Origin of the sequence: Acetonema longum DSM 6540 (genome assembly GCF_000219125.1) — a bacterium.
Taxonomy (GTDB): domain Bacteria; phylum Bacillota; class Negativicutes; order Sporomusales; family Acetonemataceae; genus Acetonema; species Acetonema longum.
The window spans coordinates 24,953-45,986 of sequence record NZ_AFGF01000234.1 but is presented as its reverse complement, the minus strand read 5'-3'; the positions used below and the strand labels follow the sequence as shown (position 1 = coordinate 45,986).

19 protein-coding genes and 1 pseudogene are annotated in these 21,034 nt (G+C 51.7%); 3 read left to right on the top strand and 17 right to left on the bottom strand.

The window, feature by feature from the left end; all coding sequences use genetic code 11:
• Nucleotides 1–22: 22 nt before the first annotated feature.
• From ALO_RS21095 to ALO_RS17810, 3 genes are all read right to left on the bottom strand, one after another.
• Nucleotides 23–508: a flagellar protein FlgN gene (locus ALO_RS21095; RefSeq protein WP_004098918.1), complete on the bottom strand. Its 486-nt coding sequence runs from the start codon at nt 506–508 to the stop codon at nt 23–25.
• Nucleotides 509–522: 14 nt separating this feature from the next.
• Nucleotides 523–822: a flagellar biosynthesis anti-sigma factor FlgM gene (gene flgM / locus ALO_RS17815; protein ID WP_004098915.1), complete on the bottom strand. Its 300-nt coding sequence runs from the start codon at nt 820–822 to the stop codon at nt 523–525.
• Nucleotides 823–922: 100 nt separating this feature from the next.
• The gene (locus tag ALO_RS17810; RefSeq protein ID WP_004098914.1) at nt 923–1,339 is read right to left on the bottom strand and encodes a hypothetical protein; all 417 of its coding nucleotides are present in this window, start codon (nt 1,337–1,339) and stop codon (nt 923–925) included.
• A gap of 402 nt (nt 1,340–1,741) precedes the next feature.
• Between ALO_RS17810 and ALO_RS17805 the strand changes: the two genes are divergently transcribed.
• A complete protein-coding gene (locus ALO_RS17805) occupies nt 1,742–2,407 on the top strand; it encodes an HD domain-containing phosphohydrolase (protein ID WP_083821146.1) in 666 nt (221 codons plus the stop codon).
• On the opposite strand, the gene ALO_RS17800 is transcribed toward ALO_RS17805, so the two are convergent.
• The 4 genes from ALO_RS17800 to ALO_RS17785 all read right to left on the bottom strand — a co-directional run bounded on the left by ALO_RS17800 (nt 2,352) and on the right by ALO_RS17785 (nt 8,667).
• Complete coding sequence (locus ALO_RS17800; RefSeq protein WP_139025442.1) at nt 2,352–3,107, bottom strand: ComF family protein; 756 nt, start codon at nt 3,105–3,107, stop codon at nt 2,352–2,354. The two genes, ALO_RS17805 and ALO_RS17800, sit on opposite strands and share 56 nt — an antisense overlap.
• A complete protein-coding gene (recD2, locus tag ALO_RS17795; protein ID WP_004098909.1) occupies nt 3,101–5,260 on the bottom strand; it encodes an SF1B family DNA helicase RecD2 in 2,160 nt (719 codons plus the stop codon). Before recD2 ends, ALO_RS17800 begins: the two co-directional genes overlap by 7 nt.
• 628 nt (nt 5,261–5,888) lie before the next feature.
• Complete coding sequence (locus tag ALO_RS17790) at nt 5,889–6,458, bottom strand: RNA polymerase sigma factor (protein ID WP_004098905.1); 570 nt, start codon at nt 6,456–6,458, stop codon at nt 5,889–5,891.
• 289 nt (nt 6,459–6,747) lie between these two features.
• Nucleotides 6,748–8,667 carry an ABC-F family ATP-binding cassette domain-containing protein gene (locus ALO_RS17785; protein ID WP_004098902.1) on the bottom strand — a complete coding sequence of 640 codons (1,920 nt, stop codon included), beginning with the start codon at nt 8,665–8,667 and terminating at the stop codon, nt 6,748–6,750.
• 193 nt (nt 8,668–8,860) lie between these two features.
• On the opposite strand from ALO_RS17785, the gene ALO_RS17780 reads away from it, so the two are divergent.
• Nucleotides 8,861–9,445 carry a hypothetical protein gene (locus tag ALO_RS17780; protein ID WP_004098900.1) on the top strand — a complete coding sequence of 195 codons (585 nt, stop codon included), beginning with the start codon at nt 8,861–8,863 and terminating at the stop codon, nt 9,443–9,445.
• Between the two features lie 124 nt (nt 9,446–9,569).
• Here ALO_RS17780 and ALO_RS17775 read toward each other — a convergent pair whose 3' ends face one another.
• The 6 genes and pseudogenes from ALO_RS17775 to ALO_RS17755 all read right to left on the bottom strand — a co-directional run bounded on the left by ALO_RS17775 (nt 9,570) and on the right by ALO_RS17755 (nt 14,304).
• On the bottom strand, nt 9,570–10,010 hold the full coding sequence (locus tag ALO_RS17775) for a glycosyltransferase family 2 protein (protein ID WP_004098898.1): 441 nt from the start codon (nt 10,008–10,010) through the stop codon (nt 9,570–9,572).
• A gap of 307 nt (nt 10,011–10,317) precedes the next feature.
• A complete protein-coding gene (locus ALO_RS17770; protein ID WP_040293829.1) occupies nt 10,318–10,989 on the bottom strand; it encodes a response regulator in 672 nt (223 codons plus the stop codon).
• A gap of 204 nt (nt 10,990–11,193) precedes the next feature.
• The gene (locus ALO_RS17765; RefSeq protein ID WP_004098895.1) at nt 11,194–11,382 is read right to left on the bottom strand and encodes a hypothetical protein; all 189 of its coding nucleotides are present in this window, start codon (nt 11,380–11,382) and stop codon (nt 11,194–11,196) included.
• A 225-nt stretch (nt 11,383–11,607) separates the two neighbouring features.
• Nucleotides 11,608–11,742 (bottom strand): annotated as a pseudogene (locus ALO_RS23615) (hypothetical protein); the annotation flags it as partial.
• Nucleotides 11,743–12,948, bottom strand: coding sequence for a MalY/PatB family protein (locus ALO_RS17760; RefSeq protein WP_004098890.1), 1,206 nt, complete (start codon nt 12,946–12,948; stop codon nt 11,743–11,745). It lies immediately after the preceding pseudogene.
• 18 nt (nt 12,949–12,966) lie between these two features.
• Nucleotides 12,967–14,304: an SLC5/6 family protein gene (locus tag ALO_RS17755; protein WP_040293803.1), complete on the bottom strand. Its 1,338-nt coding sequence runs from the start codon at nt 14,302–14,304 to the stop codon at nt 12,967–12,969.
• Nucleotides 14,305–14,875: 571 nt separating this feature from the next.
• Between ALO_RS17755 and ALO_RS21565 the strand changes: the two genes are divergently transcribed.
• Nucleotides 14,876–15,097, top strand: coding sequence for a helix-turn-helix domain-containing protein (locus ALO_RS21565; RefSeq protein WP_004098888.1), 222 nt, complete (start codon nt 14,876–14,878; stop codon nt 15,095–15,097).
• 473 nt (nt 15,098–15,570) lie between these two features.
• Here ALO_RS21565 and ALO_RS17745 read toward each other — a convergent pair whose 3' ends face one another.
• From ALO_RS17745 to nagA, 4 genes are all read right to left on the bottom strand, one after another.
• The gene (locus ALO_RS17745) at nt 15,571–17,046 is read right to left on the bottom strand and encodes a hypothetical protein (protein WP_004098887.1); all 1,476 of its coding nucleotides are present in this window, start codon (nt 17,044–17,046) and stop codon (nt 15,571–15,573) included.
• Between the two features lie 72 nt (nt 17,047–17,118).
• Entirely contained in the window at nt 17,119–18,054 is a 936-nt protein-coding gene (gene galU / locus ALO_RS17740) for a UTP--glucose-1-phosphate uridylyltransferase GalU (RefSeq protein WP_004098886.1), read from the bottom strand.
• 58 nt (nt 18,055–18,112) lie between these two features.
• Nucleotides 18,113–19,498, bottom strand: coding sequence for a mannose-1-phosphate guanylyltransferase/mannose-6-phosphate isomerase (locus ALO_RS17735; RefSeq protein WP_004098884.1), 1,386 nt, complete (start codon nt 19,496–19,498; stop codon nt 18,113–18,115).
• 229 nt (nt 19,499–19,727) lie between these two features.
• A complete protein-coding gene (gene nagA / locus ALO_RS17730; protein ID WP_004098882.1) occupies nt 19,728–21,023 on the bottom strand; it encodes an N-acetylglucosamine-6-phosphate deacetylase in 1,296 nt (431 codons plus the stop codon).
• Between the last annotated feature and the right edge of the window lie 11 nt (nt 21,024–21,034).

Below are 21,034 nucleotides of genomic sequence, written 5' to 3'. Positions count from 1 at the left end.
AACATTCGCTTCTTTGGTTCATTCAGACTTTGTGGTCAAACATTCTCCGGTTGACCATGGTTTCCGTCTGTCCTTTGCCGGCATAATTGCTGCCGGCCGCATTCTGGGCCATAAAGTTAATCATGAAGTTGGTATAGGTCAGAGCCTGCTGGGCAAGTTCCATGTTCAACCGGTTCAGAGGCTCCAATTCCTTCATGACAATTTTAAATTCATTTTCAATGGTTTTCAGTTTGGCGGCTATCTCAGGACCGGCCAGCGTCTGGATGGCATCCATCGTCAACGCGGCCATATCTACTTTTTGCGCCTGGGCAATTTCGGCCACTGTCTTTTCTCTGAGCGTCTCCAGCTTGCCGATGTGCAGGACCAGAGGTTCCATCTGTTTGGTCAGGTTATCCAGTTCGGGCGCTTTGCCGGTTGATAAAAGCTGACTTTTCTGCCGGCTGAGAACTAAGACGGCGCGATAGGTTTCCAGCATATCCGTTAAAGAATCAACCAATTTATCCCACACGTTATAGTCCTCCTTTATACAATCCGGTCAATAATAGAGCGTCCGATCATTTTATCGGCGATTTGCTCGGCACTGACCTGGTATTTGCCATCGGCAATTTTTGCGGAAATTTCTTTTACTCTTTCCGGGCGAACTTCCGGTAGGGCCTGCAAGGCCTGCAGCACAGAGCCAAACTCGTGGGCTTTCGAAGACAGCACAACCTCATCCCGCTTGCCGCTCACCGGGTTAGACCGGCCGGGGGATTTGGTTTTGCCTGAAGTTTGTTCTGTATATACTTTCAGGACATCCTGCACTTGCTTGCCGGATATGATCATCTTTTAACACCTCACACCACACTGTAATCCTGATTCATTTCTATTATCGAAAAAAACGGCAGGGATATTAACCCCTGCCGACATGTTTTCGGGAATTTTTTTATTTTTTTTCTTCTTCGGCTTTTTCGTTGGCGTTATTATAGTACATCCGGGTAATTTTGTTCCGATAGGCGTCGGTCATTTCCTGGGCCTTGCTGCGCATTTGTTCCGCCATTTTTTTGCTGCATTTGAGACACAGACGACCATCAGTAATCGGTTCGCCGCAAGTTTCGCACGGATAGGAGATTGCGACCTCCGCGTCCGTAGCAACCCGGCCGGTCTTGATCAGCCGGAGAATGGTTTTATGCTTGACTCCGGTAACTTCATGGATTTCTTCAATGCTGGCGCTTTTGACTTCTCGCAGATACTCGTAAACTTTGATGGCATTTTCTTCATCCACCCGCTGACAGGCATTGCACAGTCCGCTCGGATGATCAGCGCACAGTTTGCCACATTCGGCGCAATATTTAACCCCCATACCTCGTTCCTCCCATTCCATCCTATCGGTCCCGCACGTTCATAATCAGAGTATCATCTTATTTGTTTCATTATACAATTTTACTGTCTTTTTTGCCTAGGTCATTAGTCCTAATTTTAAGGAAAACCTATCTTTTTTCGGGATTTTTAGATTATTTTATACCGCTATTTCTGAAAATCTTCGATAATATCGGCGAACCGACACCCCTCGTCAATGTTCTCCCTTTTCATTCGGCCCATTCTGCGCTATACTATGTCCTGAAGGAGTCAAATCCATCGGTAGTCTCGAATCTGAGACCTTTCAAAAAGGTTCATATGCCAGGTCAGAGAACCTCTTGCCTTTTCGCAGGACTGACGACGCAGATGAGCCTTTTTCAACGGTCTCCTCGAAAGGTCGTTTTGTGTGTATATGGTGACGCTGATGCAAACAACCGAAAATCTGCTCTACCAGAGCGAAAATTTGGACACCATCATCATCAATCTGATGCGTCTGGTGGAAATGAAAAGCGCGAAACTGTTTTTGCATAGTCACCAGGTTGCCAACTATGCTGTCAGTATTGCCGCCAAAATGCGCCTGCCCCGGGAGGAGCTCGAGCGGATCCGTTATGCCGCCATTCTCCACGACATAGGCCATCTGACCGTGCCCAACGCGGTGTTGGCCAAAGTGCCGTATCTGTCGACCCGGGAAATGAGCGTGTACAAGAATCACTGCAACGCCGGCAGTTTTATGCTGGAGAATATCTCCTGCTGCCAGGAGCTGATCCCCTATATCCGCTACCACCATGAACAGTTTGACGGTAAGGGCTATCCCAAGCGGCTGAAAGGAGTCAATATACCGCTAGGCGCGCGGATCATCGCCGTGGCCAACTACTATGACCGGTCCATCAACCCCTGCACCCAGCACTGGGCTAAAATCACCGAAGACGCGGTGCGCGAGCTGCAGAACCATTCCGGGACGGCCTTCGATCCGGAAGTGGTCCGGGCGTTTGTCGAGGCTATGGGCCAGGGACTCATCATGTCGAAAGATGCTGAGAATCCCGGGAGTCAGGCAGAGAGAGCCGAAAGGTAATATTTTCTGCGCCGCTGGCAAAGGCCAGGCCGGTAACCGAAGCTGCGCCGGCTTGTTTCAGAACTGCGGCGCATTGGTCCATGGTCAGTCCGGTGGTAAAAATATCATCCACCAGGAGAATATGTTTGCTCTCCACCGCTTTGGTTCCCCCGGGACGCGTCAGGCAGAACGCGTCCTTTATATTTTGCCGCCGCTGCTCCAGAGACAGCTGCCACTGGGGCTGAGTGGCCCGACTGCGACTAAGGCATTCCTGCCAGCAAAAACCGGAGGCATCGGCCCAGGGCCGAAACAAAAGCTCGGTCTGATTGAACCCCCGTTCAGCCAGCCGTTCCGGATGCAGCGGCACCGGCACAACCAAATCATAACGTGGCATCTCTTGCCAGTGAACCCGCTGGATCAAAAGCCATCGCAACGGCGCCGCCGCTCCCCGCTGAGACTGGAATTTGAGCCGGCGCAGCAGGCTGCGCACAGTTCCCTCATAAGCGAAAAGATAATACCCGGCATTCAGCACCTCCAGCCGTCGCCCCGTCAGCGGAAGCGTCCGCAGGGGTCCGGCCTCCGGACCGCAGTCCGGGCACCATTGACCGTGTACATCCATAAACCGCCGGCAGACCGGACAGCGCGGCGGATAAATCCAGTCCAGGCAAGCCTGCAGCCACCTCCAACAGAAGGACGGTTTCTTTGGGGCAAACACTAGCATAACGCCTCCCCTTGAAGCCGCTCGGCCAGCAGGGTATAGCGCCGGCGGGTGCGGTCATTGGAAAGGGCGGTATAGAGAGCCGCTTGGGTCCCCAGCAGGATGACCTTTTCTTTGGCCCGGGTCACGGCGGTGTACAGGAGATTGCGCTGCAGCATGATATAGTGGCCGGGCACAATAGGCAGCACCACCACCGGGTACTCGCTGCCCTGGCTTTTGTGCACACTCAGGCAGTAAGCCAGCTGCAGCTGGTCAAAGTCACTGCGTTCATAGGGCACGTCATTGTCCGGATAACGCACGACGATCCGGTTGGTGTCGATTTCGGCAATAAATCCAATGTCGCCGTTGAAGACGTTTTTTTCATAATTGTTTCGCATCTGCATGACTTTGTCGCCGCTGCGAAACACCTGGGCCACGCCAGTAACCGTCAGGTCCGGCTCCTTTGGCGGATTTAAGGCGGCCTGGAGCTGTTTGTTCAGATTTTCCACGCCACAGACCTGCCGGTGCATAGGGGAAAGGACCTGCACATCCCTTTGGGGGTTGAAGCCTTCCGCCGCCAGGTCTTGCTTCACCAGCCGGAGGATAGCTGCGGCTACCTGCTCGGCGCTTTCGATTTGATGAAACTGAAAATCGGCGTTTTTTCCACAGTCGGGGGGCTGCCCCCGGTTGATTCTGTGGGCGTTCTGGACAATAATGCTTTCGTTGGCCTGCCGGAAGACCTCGGTCAGCCGGACAACCGGCAGCACCTTAGAGCGGATGATGTCCTTGAGCACTGAGCCGGGCCCTACCGCCGGCAGCTGGTCCACGTCGCCTACCAGCACTACCCGGCAGCCGTCCGGCACGGCCTTAAGAAAATAGTGCGTCAACAGGATATCCATCATCGACACTTCATCGAGTATGACCACGTCGGCATCCAGAGGATTCTCCTCGTCGCGGGTAAACAAAGGGGCCCCTTCCAGGCCGCCGGTGGATTCCAGCATGCGATGAACCGTGACGGCTTCCCGGCCGGTGGTTTCGGCAAGACGCTTAGCCGCCCGGCCGGTGGGCGCTCCCAGAAGGATCTTGAACCCCTGCTGCTCCAGCACCGCCAGAATTCCCTGAACGGTGGTGGTTTTGCCGGTGCCGGGCCCGCCGGTCAGCACCAATACGCCGTGGGCCAGAGCCGCCGCCAGGGCTTCCCGCTGGGCCTGGGCCAGAGAGATGCGGGCGCCGGCTTCCCATTCGGCTACAATTTCCTGATGATCGCCGGCGGAAACCGGCTTGGCCCGGTCCCGCAGCCGCAGCAGCCGGTCAGCCACCCGACGTTCGGCATAAAACAAGTGTCTGGGATATAACAGGGTGGTCCCGTGAAAGTCCTCCCGGCACAATTTTTCTTCCCGTATAAGATGCTGTAGAATGAGGGACACCTCGGCCAACTCGGCAGCCAGCAGTTTGGCGGCCTCCTCCACCAGGGCGCTTTCCGGGACGCAGCAGTGTCCGGCCTGAGCTGTCTGCAGCAGGGCAAACTGAATGCCGGCAGCCAAACGCTCAGGGTGATTGGCGTCAAAGCCCAGGGAACGAGCGATCTGATCGGCCTTGCGAAAGCCGATGCCTTCCACTTCCTCGGCCAGACGGTAAGGGTTTTGCTGCAGGATGGCAACGACCTGCCCGCCATAGCAGGCATAGAGTTTGGCAGCGTAAGCCCCGGATACGCCGTGGGTTTCCAAAAACAGCATGATTTCCCGCATTTCATCCTGTTCGGCATAAGACTGGCAGATCTGGTCGGCTTTCTTTTGTCCAATGCCTTCCACTTCCACCAGGCGATGGGGAAACAGCTCGATGACAGTCAGGGTTTCAGCGCCGAACTTTTTAACCAGCCGTCCGGCCATCGCGGGACCGATCCCTTTAATGGCCCCCGATCCCAGGTAACGTTCAATGCCAGCCAGGCTGGTGGGCTGAATCCGTTTAAAAGAAGCGGCCTTAAACTGCCGGCCAAAACGGGGATGCTCCACCCATTCGCCGGTTAACTCCACCTCTTCGCCTAAAAGAGGCGCGGCAAAATAGCCAACCACCGGTACCAGATTCTTCTGCCCCCGGGGCTGCAATTTAAACACAATAAATGCGTTATCCTGGTTCTGATAAGTGATGGTTTCCACGGTCCCTGTTAGCAGTTCCACGGTTGTACCTCGCGAAGTTAGATTCTAGTGAGAGGTTCGAGGCTGTCCTGTGTTTTCCTCTTTGGTTAGATAATTCGAAGCTGTCTCCTGCAAAATTGGAAAACGGCACTTCTCGGTTTTACGCCGGGTCAGACTTTCTTTACCTTTTGTCAGTTGCGAGACTTTTCTAATGTTTTCTCTCACAACCCGAAAGTCCTTTGTTTTCCGCTCTGCCCCGAGATGCTTTGCATCTCTACTAGGGCTTTATCCTCATTTCGCAAAATTTTGGACAAAATCCTGCAAATTCATACATCAAATAGCAGGAATTTATGAAATAATGTAGTAAGAGTTACAATATAATACAAAATGCGCGGAGGTCGTGTAGTATGAAGGATGAAATGTTTACTTACCACTATTACAAAAACAAAAGCATCTCCAAAGAAAAGAAAACGGGACAATACATTTTCCAAATCATCTTGTTCTGCGGTCTGGCATACCTGGGTACCACATTGTTAGTTTTTCTCCAATAACTGTTTAGCTTGCCGTTCTTACCCATCATACTACAAAAGAGCAGTTTGCTCCAGTCTTTGAGCCAAAGCCGACGCCCTTACAGGGCGTCGGCTTTGGCTCATTTTGGGGGGACATGAAGTTAGACTTGTTCGCTCAGCCTTATTTTTAAATTCGCCAAACCCCGTTTGCGAAAACTGTAGACTGCCTGAGGGGTGATCCCCCAAAGCCGGGCTAGCTCTGCCAGCTTACGCCCATGCATAATGGTTTCCATAACCGCCAGGCGCTGCTTTTCCGGCAGTTCAGCCAAGGCCTGCCGGACTATTGCGTCCAATATGGCCGTTTCGGCTTGAGCCGCCACGTCCACGGGTGCAGCCGCTGCCGCAACCGGGAACGTCCCCGCGTTCGTTTCATCCGTCTCAGTCAGGGGAATTTCCCTGGACCAGCGCCGGCGTTCCCGTTTAAACAGGTTCCATATGCGATATTGGATGCACTGAGCCGCATAGCCGGCAAAGGGTATCTTTAAGTCCTCCCGGTACTGCTGCACCGCCCGGACCACTGCCAGCCACCCCTCAGCTTCAGCCTCCTCCCGCAGGGGCGTCAGATGAGTCTGCCGGGCCTGCTTGCGGATGAGATTACCAAAACGCAGACAAACTGCCGTATACGCATCCATATCCCCGGCCTGAGCCCGTTTGACCAATTCGTTTAACATTTCCTCACCTATGGTGAGGAACCGGTTCCTCGATATTAGCGCTGTATTTACTTTACTACAGCCGCTAAACACCGGCAAAAACCGAGACGGGGCAAGTTAGCCGCCGAGAATCTGCCGGTAACCTGCAAGGACGTTGAAGTTAGGTTATCTGAAAGGATAACTGAGTCGAGTCAGACCAACTCGTTCAGTAAAGAGAAAAAAAACGGTCCGAAGACCGTTAGGGTTCACTCAGGCTGCGATTCGCCCGCCCAAGCTTTTGGATTAGCTGCTTGGACAAGTGGATCGGGACTCAGATTGATTCTTGCGCCGACTCCTCCTGCAATTCCAGCCACTGGTCATAGCATTCGGCCAGGCGGGTTTCCACCTGCTGATAATCTTCCGCCAGAGACCGGCTGGTTTCAGGATTGGCATGAGTTGCCGGGTCATTGAGCTGTTCGGCTAAAACCTTCTGCTGCGCCTCCAGCTCCTGTATCTCCTGCTCCAGCTTTTTAAGCTGCTTCTCCTGGCTCTGCTGCCGCTGCCGGGAAGAACGGGGCTTGCCTTTTTCCGGCGCTGCCGGGAGATTTGACTGGGATTTTCTGAGTTCCTGTTCCTGCTTGGCCGCCTCTTTGACGGCTTTTTCTTTTTGCTCCTGATAATCGCTGAAGCTTCCCAAATACCCGGTGATGCGTCCATCGTCCAGTTCCAGAACCCGATCGGCGATCTTGTCCAGGAAATAACGGTCATGGGAAACGATCAAAAAGGCGCCGGGATAGGCCAGAATGGCATCCTCCACCGCCTCCCGGGAGGGAATATCCAGATGGTTGGTGGGCTCGTCCAGCACGAGAAAATTGGCTCCGGTCAGCATGAGCTTCAACAGGGATAATCTGGCTTTTTCCCCGCCGCTTAAATCCCCGACCCGGCGATACACGTCGTCGCCGCGAAACAGGAAAGCGCCCAGCAGGCCCCTGGCCCGCTCCTCACTGAAGGCAAAGTCCGCCATCAGCTCGTCCAGCACCCGGAAATCCGGCTGCAATCCATGATGTTCCTGGTCAAAATAGCCCATCTTGACTCTGCTGCCCAGTTTTATCCGGCCCTTTACCGGCGTCAACTGGCCGGTGAACAGTTTCAGGAAGGTGGTTTTGCCGGAGCCGTTGGGTCCGACCAGCGCCGCCCGGTCTCCCCGGCGAATGAAGACCGATACCCCGTTGAGCACGATCCGTTCCCCATAACCGGCTGTCACTGTATCGGCCTCAGCCACCCTTTCGGCGCACTCTCCCACGGTCGGAAACTGAAAGGTCAGAACCGGCGCCGTCTCAGGCAGCACGATGCGTTCCAGGCGGTCCAGCTGTGACTGGCGGCCGCGGGCCTGCTTCGATTTGATGCCGGCGCGGTATTTATTGATGTAGGCCTGGGTCTTGGCAATATAGGCCTGCTGTTTTTCGAAACTGGCCTCCAGAGCTGCCAGGCGCTCGGTTTTTTGGATCATATACTCGGTATAGCCGCCGTTATACACCGTCAGGCTGCCATTTTCCAGCTCAAAGGTTCGCTCGGTCACTCTGTCGAGAAAGTAGCGGTCATGGGAGATGATCAAAACCCCGCCGGGATACTCGGCCAAAAATGCTTCCAGCCACTCTACCATGCCGATATCCAAATGATTGGTAGGTTCGTCGAGAAACAGATAATCCGGCTGTCTGAGAAGGGCTCTGGCCAGAGCAATGCGGGTCTTCTGTCCGCCGGAAAAAGCGGCAGTCGGCCGGTCCATATCCTCAGGGGTAAATCCCAGTCCGATGGCGACCCGCCGGATACGATTCTCCATTTCATAGCCGCCGCCCCATTCAAAACGTTCCACTGCTGCCGCATATTCCTTCATCAGCCGGTCCAGCTCGTCCCCGGCAGGCCGGTTGGCAATGGCTGTTTCCAGCCGGCGGATCTTTTCCTGACAAAGCAGCAGGTCCTGATAAGCCGAGCGCAATTCTTCATAAAGGGTACCGCCCCCTTGTCCGGCCGCCTGTTCTACATAGCCGATGATCTCACCGGGGGGCAGGCTGACCTGTCCGTCATCCGGTTTGACGAATCCCAGCAGGCAACGCATCAGGGTGGTCTTGCCGGTCCCGTTGGCGCCGATCAGTCCCACCTTTTCTCCCCGCCGCAATTCAAATCCCACAGAGTGAAACAGGGTGTCCACTCCAAATGCTTTCATTAAATTTTCTGCTTTCAGTATACTCATGTATTGCCACAACCTTGCCGATGCTAATGTTCTATCCTATCATACAACAAATCGCCGCTGCCGTCAGCCTCATTTTCTTTTGCAGCGTCTTAATGCATTGCTACCTTGCCAAAGAAAGGATTTTCTGTTAATATTAAACTGTCTCGAACGGACGTTCTCATCGTGTGACCGCGAACTTTAAGGAGGCTACCTTATGTTTCTACCCAATCCAGGCAAAGGATCCATTTCAGCCATTTTGCCCTGTTATACAGCTGACGGCGACAGCACCGAAATCATTGCCGTCGACGGAACGAACCAGACCATACGGCGCCGGGTGCGCACAGTTCTGCGCCAAATCGCCCGGCAGCAGGCGGTGGATTTAACAGCCCTGAAGCGCCAGACCGCCCGGGCTACAGGCAGCGCCAATCTCCAGGTCCTGCCGCTTACCGCCGCTTTAAGCCTGTTTCCGGTGAAGGTGAGAACACCCCGCGTATCCGGCGACACCTGCACCGGCTATGTGAACGCCCTGGCCGTAAAGGCCGTGGAGAAAAGGCCCTGTTCTCCCTATCCCGCGGCCATTATCCTGACGGGCGGCAGGGAGATCCCCTGCCTATGGACTGCAGCCACTGTGGAGAAGTATCTGCGGGCCGCCCGCCTGCTGGCGGCGCTGCCGCGGCAAAGAAGCGGTGTAGCAGAAACGCCTGCCGGCTATGGAGCGGTGGGAGAATTAAACGTCCTCACCGGCAAACTGATTGATCTGATTACGGATATCATAGCACTGAAAACCGGGCGTTATTAAGAATATTGCAGAATCTATCTTCAACCTCGAACCTGGGACCGTTCAAAAAGGTTCAGATGCCAGGAAGGCCGAGGAAACGCGCTCTCGCAGACCTGACAATGCAGATGAGCCTTTTCAACGGCCCCTAGCAAAATATGTCGTCCAGCGCCGCGAGGCACTCCTCCGGAGTAAGACGGTTTACCATGTCGAAAACGTAGACCGCTCCTCCCCGGCATAAAGGCAGAGCCGCGGCTACCGTTCGCTCTTCGGTTGGCAGGTAAAGCACCCGCAAGGCGTGATATTCACCGACAAACCGGCCGAGAATATGCGGCGTTAAGTCGGTAGAGCCATTTTCCACTACCACCAGGTCCGGATGGATAGCGCAACATTCGATCTTTCTTATAATATGCCGCAGCATAAATTCAATATCCTGTTCGTGGTTTTTTACCACCAATAATAAACTGACACTGGGTAATTTGCTCATCCTGGGTTTTATGTACCAAACCCAGCACTCCAAAATTAGGTGCCAAAATCCATAAATCGCCAGTGACAGGAGCATCACACTCACCGCATACGGGAAAAACAAAATACCCTACCCCCTTTGCTTGGGATAGGATACTATATTCCGGAGCGGATCGTTTGGTGAAGGGACTTCATGTCAAACAGGAAGCGTTCAAAAAGGTCCAGATGCCAGGTAAGAGCAACGCCTGCGTTGCCATGCTGAAGAATTCAGGTGACTTTTCGGCTTAGGAGAAACCATCCGCTACCACCTCTCTCCCGAAAAGTCACAATTCTGATAGCACGACGAGGACGCGCGTGAGACTGTACGTTTGCAGGATACGTCGAACGCGCGCCCGCAGGAGTAACGACGCAGATGGGCTTTTTCAACAGCCCTACTCTAAATGAACGATTTTGTGGCGTATGGCGTAAAGTACCGCCTGAGTCCGGTCAGCCACATTGATCTTGCGGAATATGTTGGTTAGGTGGTTTTTTACGGTTTTTTCGCTTAAGTATAAGCGCTGTGCCATATCATGATTGCTCAGGCCCTGACCGATCAATTGCAGCACTTCAATTTCGCGGGCTGTAAGCCGTTCCGCACTGCCGCGGGCATTGCGGGCCATTTCATAGCGCTTGCTTTTATCCAGGCGATTGAGTTCGCTGAACAGACGCTTGGCCAGGGTGGGATAGATAAAAGGCTCGCCGCCAAAAACTGTCCGGATGGCGTTTACCAGCATGCCGGGTTCAATATCTTTCAAGAGATAACCGGCTGCACCGGATTTAATCACTTCCAGAACATAGTGCTCATCATCATGGATGCTGAGGATGATAATGTTTGTTTTATTGTCCGCAGCCTTCAGGGCTTTTGCCACGCCCAGCCCGTTGAGCTTGGGCATGTTAATGTCAAGCAAAAGGATATCCGGCTCAAATTCCTCCACTTTCTTTATGGCTTCCTCACCGTCAGATGCTTCAGCAATGACCGTCAGATCATCCTCGAGTTCCAGCACTTTTTTGATCCCTTGCCGCAATAGGGCATGATCGTCAGCTATCATGATTCGTATTGGCAACATGCTCACTTCCTTCTCGCATCTTCTCTAGCTATGACTGGCAGCGGGGATGGCTTGAACCCTGAACCCCTACCGCATTTTTCCTCTAAATGTTCACTTCTACAAAAGTGCCAAGATTTCCTACAGGTCAGGATGAGCGAAGGAGAAAAAAGTCGAAATATAATACAAATGTCCTACAAAAGTAACGACGCATCTAAGCCTTGCTCAACGCTGCCCCTCCCGGCGCCAGGGATGCCATTGCATGCCCCCGCACAGGCATTTCAACTCCGGACGGAAGGATTCCCGGCCGAAAAATAATTTCAGACCGCAATAGCCGCAAACCCAGACTCTGGCCCCAGGGTTTGGAGCACCGGGAACCGGCAGTATATGAGCGCCGTTTTTTAAAATTCTCATTTTCCTTCCTCCCACATCAAAAATTATGGCTTTTCAGAGACGTAATACGCCTCTCTTGTCTATTTAATTACATTCTAAATGTTAATTATTGGAAATTCAATTCATTTTTTCTGACAGATAACTGGGACAAGCGACAAGCGCCGGAAATCATAAACTTTTCCTAAACGTAAGAAGGCCTGCTTTCTTTTCTGAAAGCAGGCCTTCCTCTTTTTGGTTGTATCCGATTCACCGCTTCATTTTCATTTCTTTCAGCCTGGGCCCCAGTATCCTCTTATAGGATTCCACGCCAGGCTGGTCAAAGGCGTCCACATTGGCCAGTTCTCCTTCATAAGCCACTGACAGAGCCAAGAGGTACAACAATTATTTTTCGTACTTCAACAACGCTTCTTTAATACGGTTCAGGCCGTCTTGAAGTATCGACCGCGGGCAGGCTACGTTCAGGCGGATGTAACCGTCGGAATTCTGTACGAACATATTACCGCCCTCAAGCAATACACCGGCTTTATCCGCAAAAAATTTCGGCAATTTGTCTTCATCAGGCAAATAGGCGCCAACATCCATCCAGCCCAAATAGGTGGCTTCCGGAATACGGAATGTTGCCTTTGGCAGATGTTCCGCCAAGAAATCACGAATACAGGCGAAATTGCTGTCTAAATAGTCCTTTAATTCCTCCAGCCATTCCGAGCCTTTGGCGTAGGCCGCCTGGACACCGGCAATGCTTAGCGGATTTTCCGTAAGATAGTATCTTTCTTTCCAGCAGGCGCGCAGCTTGTCATTGCGAATAATGATATTAGATAAAGCGGTGCCGGCCATATTAAAGGTTTTGCTTGGCGCCATGCAAGTAACTAATTTATCATAATCTGTCATGATTTTAGCTACAGGAATATGCCTCAAATTTTTACGGATGAGATCGCAATGAATTTCATCAGAAATGAGCCATATATTATTTTTCCGGCAAATTTCACTTATCTTTTTCAGTTCTTCTTCCGACCAAACCCTACCTGTCGGATTATGAGGATTACAAAAAATACACAATGTCGTTTTGGCATCGGCCGCCTTTTGCGCAAAATCCTCAAAATTAATGGTATAATAACCATTATCGTTCATTAAATCAGAGCAAACCAATTCACGTTTATTATAATCGGCAGCATGTTTGAAATACGCGTATGACGGTGTAAGAATCAACACTTTCTCATCAGGCTTGGTAATAAAATAGACGAGCACGTATAATGCAGGAACAATCCCCGCTGATGTAACGATATGTTCCTTTTGGCACGCCCAGCCGTAGTGTTCTTCCGTCCATTTTTTAAAGGCCTGATAATATCCCGGATCAAAGATCTTCGTGTACCCTAAAATCCTTCTGTCCAATCTGGATTTCATGGCATCTAAAATAAATGGCGGGGTGGCAAATTCCATATCGGCGATCCACATGCGGATAAATTCGTCGTCCCGGTATGGAAATTTCATTGTCCCCTCTTCGTCATGGAAGATATAGGAACGAAATCCGTCTGTGCTCATGCAGTTCGTGTTTTTTCTGTCGATAATTTCGTCAAAGTTATACTTCACTTTGGGTTCCCCTCCTTTTTATAACATGGACACAAAAGGTGCAACAATCAATAAAACACCGGCGAGTACAATCAATAGTGCATTGATACTTCGGTATTGCGCTAAGAACGGCACTTTATAAACCAAATAAGCAGGTATGAGACACCCGATAAAGCCGATCAAGGAAGCGCTCGCCAAGCTAATCTTGAGTAATGGGAAGTTTAACAAGATTGCTCCCCAGGCCATTAAAACGGTAAATATTAAAATCCCGTATTCTACAAAACTTTTGTTGATCTTTTCATCCGGCATAATGCGATGGAGAATATTCATCGCTATACCCTGACAAGCTTCGCGAAAGCCGAGAAAAACGCCGAAGAAGGCAGTCATAACGGCAAAGATGTTCAGGATAAGGCTGAATAGTTTTACGGCATTCCCGGACATGCCCTGCGCCGCAATTGTTAATGCGGAAATATTTTGTTGATAGGCGGATACGGCCTGGTCATGCCCCATGGCTAAATTGAACGACATCGCATAAAAGAATACGGTGACAAAAAGAACGCCAAATGCAATATTCATAGCGCGCATTGCCTTAAATCTCGCCACTTCAATGGACTTGTTATGAGCCCGGTACGATATGACCATAGGACTTAAACTTTGTACAAATAATATGGAGTATATGGTGAACGGCAGCATTACAATTGCTTCTTTAATTAGATACCCGAAACTCGGAAAAGCTCCGATATTCGCTATATTCCAGTGTTGCACCATCACTAAGCCCAGGCAGGCGACGATAATAAGTTTGGTTAAAACCATGCCGGTAGAAATCTTAAAAAGCAATTTTTCTCCCCGGGACGCTATCGCAACCAAAAGGCATACAACGGCTAACCCATAAAACGGATTTTGCGACCAGACTTTTTCCGTTAAACCAAAAGAATGTAGATACGATGCACTGTCATTCGTAATTGCCGTTGAGTATACGAATACTGCTGCAATTAACATCAAAAAATACAGTATCCCTAAGAAAAATCCCCAGTTCTTGCCCAAGTACCCGCTGATAGTACTGGGATAGTCTTCACATCTTGGCGATGCGGCCAGTGTATTAATAAATAATCGTTGAAACATATACATTACAGGATAGCCGATAACTGCTGATACCACAAACACCCATATTCCGACCAAGCCTACCTGCACCGGCAATAGCACGATGCCGGCCCCAATAGCCATGCCGATACTCATGATAATCCAGCCCCAATCCATTCCATCAAAACGGATCGCATTGCGCCATTCTTCTTTCGTCATACCCGCCCGTTCCGCTGCGCTTTTCTTCTTAGGAACGAACGACGGAGAAACTATTTCTGCCTGACTTGATACACCCATTGATTACGCCTCCCCTATATCTGGTAGTACGACTAGGATCATACTGTATATAAAATCGGTTGCCTGCGTCAATTCATTATCTGTGATAACCTGATTGTACTCCGTGCCCCCTCTTGCGTTGTTGTCCCTCTTGTCAGTTCTCTTCCATCACATTTTCATTTTCTTCAAATTGCCTTCATTGAAGCCAATCGCTGGCTGCGCTATAATAAAGATAATCTGATATGGAACACACGCCTGTTTTCCGTTTCATTCTCTTCATTAGCACCAGTTGCCGCAATGTAACACTAAGGAACAAGTGTCTTTGTACACGTTTGAGCAGATTTCACCTTTGTCTGGTAACTTACATTGGGTAAGCCTGCTGTGGTTTGAGCCGCTCTTTTTTCGCCTCCTTCTGTAGAACCGAGCTTATACAGGAACAGATAGAAACATAAAGGACAGGCTAAAGGCGTATCCACTCGCGCTTAGGATGTATCTTGCTCCCTTTTCAGTCTTCACGAAAATTGTTTTCGTGCTATGTTTATAGCTTACACGAAATTAATTTTCGTGTCAATACTTTTTGGACGGTGATTATATGTCTTCATATTTTGCGGTTAGGTTAAAAACCTTACGGCAAAGAAAGAATCTAACGCAAAAACAGATGGCTCAACTATTTAAATTAACTGAGCGCGGTTATCAAAACTACGAAATAGGAAAATCTACACCAAATGTTTCACTTCTTACTGCACTCGCAGACTATTTCGATGTATCTATTGACTATTTATTAGGCCGGACTGACGATTCTAAATTACATTGATCACTACCTATCCGGCTTTCATTCTTCAGCAGATATGGTATAATAAATTGCTAAAATGCCATTGGGGCGCACTAAACCAGAGCAGCATGTTGCCTGGTGGCGATTGCTGTTTGTCTGTGATTCACCTCGCCTTTAAGTTTTTGGACATTACATTAGTTTGAAATCAACTCCCTTTTAGCTAAGACCATTAATTCGGCTTCGTGCAGAAACTGGCTTCTCTCAAGATAAATTCGCTAAAAAATCGGTGTATCACCTGGCAACGTTAGTTTTTGGGAATCAGGCATTGTTCTGCCTGGAGCAGTTGCTCTAAAATCAATACAAGGAGTGTCACCGGGGACGAGATTCGTGACAACAGCGCATTCCGTGCTGACACTCCCCTGGTCTCCGACAACAGTACGACACTCAAAGAAGATGATACAAAAAGCAGGCCGCTTTCATTGAAAGTAGGCCTGCTCTCTTTATGCTTCATAAATTTACCGCTTCATTTTCATTTCTTTCAGCCTGGGCCCCAGGATCCTCTTATAAGATTCCACGCCAGGCTGGTCAAAGGCGTCCACATTGGCCAGTTCTCCTTCATAGGCCACTGACAGAGCCAGAAGATACAACAATTCTCCCAAATGATAGGCATCCAGTTTCGGCAGCACAAAAGTGGCGTTAAAGCGATGATCCGCGGCTAAGGCTGCGGCATTGGATTCCAGAGCTGCATCGAGGGCCTGCCCCAGATGCAGCCCCGCAATCTCACTGAGTTTAGCAACGCCGGGGAAGATATCAGGGATGACCGGATCATTTCCCCAATAGGCGACCCGCACGAACTGCAGGACTTTATCATGTTTGCCGTCCTGATGCTGCTGGGTTTGAGAGTGCATATCGGTAGTGCCCACCGCCACCACCGGCGTACGGCCATAGAATACTTCCCTGCCTTCCCGGTCGCAGCGTTTGCCCAGGGACTCAGCCAGAAGCTGAATATACCACTCGGCCACCGACTTGAGGTAATCGCCATAGGGCATAAATACCTCAATGTCCCGGCCGTATTTTTCGGCGGCAATATATTTCAGAGCGGCGTTGAGCATAGCCGGATTGGCGTAAACGTCCGGGGTCCGGCAAAGTATGTCCATGTCTCCTGCTCCGGCCAGAAAGGCTTCCAGGTCAAAGCCGATACAGGCCCCGGTCACCAGCCCCACTTCGGAGAAAATGCTGAACCGGCCGCCTACCCCATCCGGCACGCTGAAGCAGGGCCAGCCCTGGTCATCCGCCAGTTTACGCAGCAGAGTCCGGTCCGCCCCCGCCGCCGGATCGGTCACAGCTACGACCTGCACCTCAATCAGAGGAGCCATAGCTTTCAACTCTTGATAAGCCACCATAAATGTGGACATGGTATCCAGAGTCGAACCGGATTTGGAAATAACGATCAGAGTCACCCGGTATGGCTGATCGCGGTCAGCCGCTCCGGCACGGGCTTCGGACTGAATAAGACTGATGAGTTCGCCGGTACGCCGGGGATCGATGTTGTTGCCGCTGAAATACAGCTTGGGATAGCCGTTTCGTTCCGCCGCAGTCTTAACGTTCCAAAACTCGCCGGCATGAATGTCGAACAGCACCTTGTTACCCAGATACGAGCCGCCGATGCCGAAGGAGATGACCGCATCCACCCTGTTGACCAGGGATTGGCCGAAATCCTTCAGCCGCTGCAGTGATTCCCGGCTATTGATACGGCCTGAGTCGAGATCCGGCAGCCGGGTGAATAAGACTTTTTCCGGCAGCCCGTCTTTAGACAGGTGCCCTTTGACCTCCCCGGTGAGGCGCATCCGCGCTACTGCCTGATGGGCCTCTTCCAGGCGGGAGGAAAGCTCCCCCACATCACGAGCCGTGATCTTGCCCTCGCCGAATAAATTAGTATAGTCGAACTGAAAACCTGATGGGAGAATTACGCAGGGATTGTTTTTAGTCATGCTGTCGCCTCCATATTGAGGCTATTTCAAAACAGACCTTGAAACGGCCCCGTTAATTTATATTTTTGTCCTCTACTTTTCCGACTGTTCTCCGGCCATAACAGCAGCAGCCACTTCATTGTCTTTCAGCAGCGGACCGATAGTTCTAATCAGGTAGCGTAAGAAGGGCTCACGCAGGTCCGGCCGGCGCAAGGCAAATTCAACAGTGGCTTCCAGATACCCTTGCTTGTCGCCCACGTCATAACGGCGTCCTTCAAAATTATATGCATATACCAGCTGTTCTAATGCCAGCCGACGCAAAGCATCCGTCAGCTGGATCTCGCCGCCCCGTCCGGGAGGCGTGTTTTCCAGCAGGGCAAAAATCTCAGGCTCGATGATGTAACGGCCCAGCACCGCCAAACGGGACGGAGCATCTTCCACGGCCGGTTTTTCCACGAGATCCATTGCTTTCCAAAGATTTGGTCTCACAAACTCAGGTTTCACCACGCCGTAGCTGGAGACCTTATTCTGAGGCACCTCCTGAACCCCCAGAACAGTACCGGGGCAGTCCTCATACACATTCATCAACTGCCGCAGGCAAGGCACCGGCGAATCGATGATATCATCCCCCAGCAGCACGGCAAAAGGCTCGTTGCCGACAAACTGCCTGGCGCAAAGCACGGCGTGCCCCAGCCCTTTAGCCTCTTTCTGCCGGATATAGTGAATTGTCACGTTGGATAATTCCTCCACCAAACCCAACAGATCATATTTCCCCTGAGCCTTAAGGGTCAGCTCCAATTCCACGTTACGGTCGAAATGGTCTTCAATGGCCCGCTTGTTGCGGCCGGTAATGATCAGGATTTCTTCGATGCCGGATTGGATGGCCTCTTCTATGATATACTGGATGGCCGGTTTGTCCACGATAGGCAGCATTTCTTTGGGCTGAGCCTTAGTGGCCGGCAGGAAACGAGTGCCCAGACCGGCTGCCGGAATCACGGCTTTTCTGATTTTACTCATACTTTTCTGCATAATCAACCGCCTTTGCCATAATTTCATCCGTTCATGTAACAGCCCTTTTCAACTATTTCTAGACCCGGCCATAGATATCCTCAAACCGTACTATGTCGTCTTCGCCCAGATATTTACCGTTTTGCACTTCGATAATCTCCAAGGGAATCTTGCCGGGATTCTCCATCCGGTGTTTAGTGGATTGAGGCACAAAGACGCTTTCGTTCTCATGGACCATCTGAATCGTGTCGCCAATCGTTACTCTGGCTGAACCGCCGGTGACAATCCAGTGCTCGCTGCGGTGATAGTGCAGTTGCAGGCTGAGTTGGGCGCCAGGATTGACCACTATCTTTTTCATTTTGTACCCTGACCCTTCATTTAATACTGTATAACTGCCCCAAGGACGGTAAATCGTGGTATGTTCGTCCGCTTCCCGGCGACCGGCGGCTTTGAGGATGGTCACCAAGTCCTTGACTTTCTGGGACTCACCTTTATGCGCCACTACAATCACGTCGTCGGTTTCTACCACCAAAAGGTCTTCCAGACCGATACCGGCGATAAGGCGGCTCTGTCCCAGCATCAGAGTATTCCGGCATTCCAAAGGCAGGCAGTCTCCCCTGATGGCATTGCCGGAAGAATCTTTGGGCAGGACATCATAAATGGCATCCCAGGAGCCGATATCGTTCCAATACAGCGACAACGGGATGGTTACCACCCTGCCGGATTTTTCCGCCACTGCATAGTCAATGGAGATGCTGGGCATTTCATCGAACCGTTCCAGGGCCGCATCATAGGGCAGGGAGGCCAAGTCATGAATATCAGGCTGAAAGGATTCCAATTCCTGAAAGAAACGGTTTACCGTAAAAGCAAACATGCCGGAATTCCAATAATAGTTGCCGGCAGCCACATATTTCTCCGCTGTGGCCTGGTTAGGCTTTTCCCGGAAAGACTCGGCAACCAGGCCGCCGCCGGCAAACGGCTGACCGGTCTGGATATAACCATAGCCGGTTTCCGCTGCGGTCGGCTTAATGCCAAAGGTCACAATCCGATCCTGGCCTGCGGCAGCCGCAGCTTGACGCACAGCCGAGACAAAGGCATCGGCTGGCTGAATCACATGGTCAGACGGAGATACAAAGATCACCTCGTCGCCCTGAGCCCCCAGTTTGTCGATGCAATAACGGGCGGCCAGGGCAATAGCCGGGGCGGTATTCTTAGCTACCGGCTCCAGCAGGATGTGGGCGGCATCGGCTCCAGCCGCCGCCAGTTCGGTTTGGACATGATGGCGGTAGTCTTTATTAGTGACGATCAGGATGTCCGCTGGCGCGACTACCGGTAAAAACCGTCGCACCGTCTGGGCTAATAGAGATTCCTTACCGTCTATTTTTAAAAATTGCTTGGGAAATGACGCCCGGGACAGAGGAAACAGACGGGTACCGCCGCCGCCTGCCAGAATGATGATTTTCATGAAAAGTTCTCCTTTATAAACTTAGAATTTTTCCTGTATCACAAAGACAATATAAGTGCCGGCATTGTGCCGTTTAAACCGACTTGCATATTTTATCGAAATTCGCCACACTTCGTCCTACTCCTGCTTAAGTATCTGTATGTGAAGAGAGGCTCATCCCGGAAAAACAAAGAAAAGACCGATGTTATGGTCTTTACGATGCATTAATACACCCTGCGTCAGTACGGCTCTATACCGCCTGTCCTTTGACCCAAACCGAAATCGCAGTCAATTGCCGGTCCAGCCGTACCAGGTTTGCTACCTTGCCGGCTTCGATACTTCCTAAACGATCGGCTACTCCCAGCAGTTTGGCCGGATTCAGGCTGGCATAGCGGACAGCCGCCGGTAGGGTATAGCCCAGAGTGGTAACCAGGGTTTTCACCCCCGCCAGCAATGAAAAGGCGCTGCCGGCAATCGTGCCGTCAGGCAGGGTCGCCACGCCATCCCGGACCAAGGTCATCTGGCCGCCCAGTTCGTACTCGCCGTTGGGCATACCCACCGCCCTGGTGCCGTCAGACACAATCGATACCTTGTCAGGCGGTTTCAGACCCAGGACGACACCCAGCACAGCCGGATGAATGTGGACCCCGTCAGCGATCAGTTCCATATGTACCGCCGGATTCACAAGGGCCTCGGTCAATAGCCCCGGCCGGCGGTGGTGAATGGCGGGCATGGCGTTAAAGGCATGAGTCACCGACTGCAGACCCCAGGCTACGGCCTGTCGCATGACCTCATACTCGGCAGCCGAGTGCCCCACCGAGGGGATGACTTTCTGCCCTTTGCAAATTTCGATCAAATCCCGCGCATCAGACCGCTCCACCGCCAAAGTCAGGACACGGACCAGACCGGGGTAAGCCTCCAAGAGAGAAGCCAGCTGCTGCGCAGCCCCTTCCCCCTGCGGATAAATTCCTGCTGCGGCCTGAGCGCCCTTATAGGCTGTCGCCAGGAACGGGCCTTCCATATGGATGCCCAACAATTCCGCACCATGGGATGAGGGATGCCGCTGATAATCAGCAGCAGAATACAATGCCGCTGCTATAGCGTCTGGCGGAGCAGACATAGTGGTGGCCAAAAAAGCCGTCGTTCCCAAACGGGCCAAGGTCGCGGCCAGTTTTTCCATGCTGTCCGGCCGGGCGTCCATCGTGTCAACCCCGCCGGCTCCATGCACATGCAGATCAATCAGGCCGGGGATCAGCCAGTCGCCCTCACAATCCACCTGCCAGTCACAGGCGACCGTTGAAAAAGGCCCGTCTGCGTCGTTGCTCCTGCGGTTACTTGCTTGCGTACGCTCTGTACGCGGCGCGGCGTAATCCTCGTCGCGCCTAGCAGCTGAACCTTTTTGAACGGTCTCTGTTACAAAGCTGCTGGCTGAGCAATCTCCCTCCCGGCCCAAAGCCGCGATCCGACCGTCCTGGACCAAGCACCAGCTTGGTTCAGTAACCCGGTCGGGACAGACTATAGCGGCATTTCGAATCAAACCTGTCATAATAATCCGCC

Coding starts and splice junctions, on each gene's coding strand:
- ALO_RS17755 (WP_040293803.1), bottom strand. CDS start 14,304: ATGGGTGTATCAAGTCAGGCAGAAATAGTTTCTCCGTCGTTCGTTCCT.
- ALO_RS21565 (WP_004098888.1), top strand. CDS start 14,876: ATGTCTTCATATTTTGCGGTTAGGTTAAAAACCTTACGGCAAAGAAAG.
- ALO_RS17785 (WP_004098902.1), bottom strand. CDS start 8,667: ATGAGTATACTGAAAGCAGAAAATTTAATGAAAGCATTTGGAGTGGAC.
- ALO_RS17745 (WP_004098887.1), bottom strand. CDS start 17,046: ATGACTAAAAACAATCCCTGCGTAATTCTCCCATCAGGTTTTCAGTTC.
- ALO_RS17810 (WP_004098914.1), bottom strand. CDS start 1,339: ATGGGGGTTAAATATTGCGCCGAATGTGGCAAACTGTGCGCTGATCAT.
- ALO_RS17800 (WP_139025442.1), bottom strand. CDS start 3,107: ATGCTAGTGTTTGCCCCAAAGAAACCGTCCTTCTGTTGGAGGTGGCTG.
- ALO_RS17790 (WP_004098905.1), bottom strand. CDS start 6,458: ATGTTAAACGAATTGGTCAAACGGGCTCAGGCCGGGGATATGGATGCG.
- nagA (WP_004098882.1), bottom strand. CDS start 21,023: ATGACAGGTTTGATTCGAAATGCCGCTATAGTCTGTCCCGACCGGGTT.
- flgM (WP_004098915.1), bottom strand. CDS start 822: ATGATCATATCCGGCAAGCAAGTGCAGGATGTCCTGAAAGTATATACA.
- galU (WP_004098886.1), bottom strand. CDS start 18,054: ATGCAGAAAAGTATGAGTAAAATCAGAAAAGCCGTGATTCCGGCAGCC.
- ALO_RS17765 (WP_004098895.1), bottom strand. CDS start 11,382: ATGAGAATTTTAAAAAACGGCGCTCATATACTGCCGGTTCCCGGTGCT.
- ALO_RS17780 (WP_004098900.1), top strand. CDS start 8,861: ATGTTTCTACCCAATCCAGGCAAAGGATCCATTTCAGCCATTTTGCCC.
- ALO_RS17735 (WP_004098884.1), bottom strand. CDS start 19,498: ATGAAAATCATCATTCTGGCAGGCGGCGGCGGTACCCGTCTGTTTCCT.